Source organism: Agrobacterium leguminum, assembly GCF_015704895.1.
Lineage (GTDB): Bacteria > Pseudomonadota > Alphaproteobacteria > Rhizobiales > Rhizobiaceae > Agrobacterium > Agrobacterium leguminum.
In genome coordinates this window covers 1-1,183 of sequence record NZ_JADQWB010000046.1, presented here as the reverse complement: position 1 = coordinate 1,183, position 1,183 = coordinate 1, and the positions used below count along the sequence as shown (strand labels likewise).

The 1,183-nt window shown below is 53.2% G+C and carries 2 tRNA genes and 1 rRNA gene; all 3 read left to right on the top strand.

Features of this window, described 5'->3' with window-relative positions:
* Nucleotides 1-94: ribosomal RNA gene (locus I3J13_RS25595) — 16S ribosomal RNA — on the top strand; the annotation flags it as partial.
* Between the two features lie 207 nt (nt 95-301).
* Nucleotides 302-378, top strand: a tRNA-Ile gene (locus tag I3J13_RS25590).
* Between the two features lie 94 nt (nt 379-472).
* Nucleotides 473-548: transfer RNA gene (locus I3J13_RS25585), tRNA-Ala, on the top strand.
* Nucleotides 549-1,183 lie beyond the last annotated feature (635 nt).

Below are 1,183 nucleotides of genomic sequence, written 5' to 3'. Positions count from 1 at the left end.
CGCAAGGAGGCAGCTAACCACGGTAGGGTCAGCGACTGGGGTGAAGTCGTAACAAGGTAGCCGTAGGGGAACCTGCGGCTGGATCACCTCCTTTCTAAGGAAGCTGTGGAATTGGTAAGACGCCTGACCTGATCAGGATGAACCTTCCCGTGCTTTTTAGAACATAGATGGCGCCAGTCAGGCGACCATCGCAACGTAATACGCCACGGAAGTGCTTAGCACTCGGATGGTATGGCGAGGTTCGCCGTCCACGTTTCTCTTTCTTCAAGAAGACAAAAGCCGCATCGACCGGTACCGGAATGGGCCCGTAGCTCAGTTGGTTAGAGCACACGCTTGATAAGCGTGGGGTCGGAAGTTCAAGTCTTCCCGGGCCCACCATTTGCATATGCGAATGATGGACTGGGTTGAGACTGTTGGTTGATGCGAATTGTTGCCGCGCCTGGTTGATGAGACTTGGGTGATCGAGCTGGATGGGGCTGTAGCTCAGCTGGGAGAGCACCTGCTTTGCAAGCAGGGGGTCAGCGGTTCGATCCCGCTCAGCTCCACCATTTGTTTTGTCCTGACGCTGCCGCGATCTTACGATCGCTGCGCTCCGGACGGGCCGCGCCACGAGGCGCGACGGACTATCGTCCTGTATGGGCGAATTGATCTGACGGCTGCGAATTGTCTTCTGAAGAAATAAAAGTTTGCATCGTCCTGCTAAGGATTGATGCCTGTTCTGAATACATTGTGAAGAGAAGATATGTCTGGAAGCTTCCAGGTGTTTTAGGCCCTTGTGGTTTGAAACGTCCGAGCCCAGTCCCAGAGAAACCATGAGATGGCTTAGTCGGCCGGAATTGGCGGAGGGATTGGAGGTAGGAAGGAAAGCTTGTCCGAGGCATTTTTGTTGTTGGAACCTCGGTTCCTCTGATGAAGATGCTGGATTGGTGTTGCCTGACCGCGCATCACCGGATGATATCTCGAGAAGCTGGTCTTAATGGTATGGCTTCGAGGTGCACCGGCGTGCCCTCAAAGAAGACCGTACCGACACGTCGATATCATCAGGAAATGACTTGATTGTAAAAGGTAATCAGGTTGCCGTTCCTTTGGAACGGCTATGGATGAGCATAGACAATGAGAACGAAGAAGTGAATTAAGGGCATTTGGTGGATGCCTTGGCATGCACAGGCGAAGAAGGACGTGA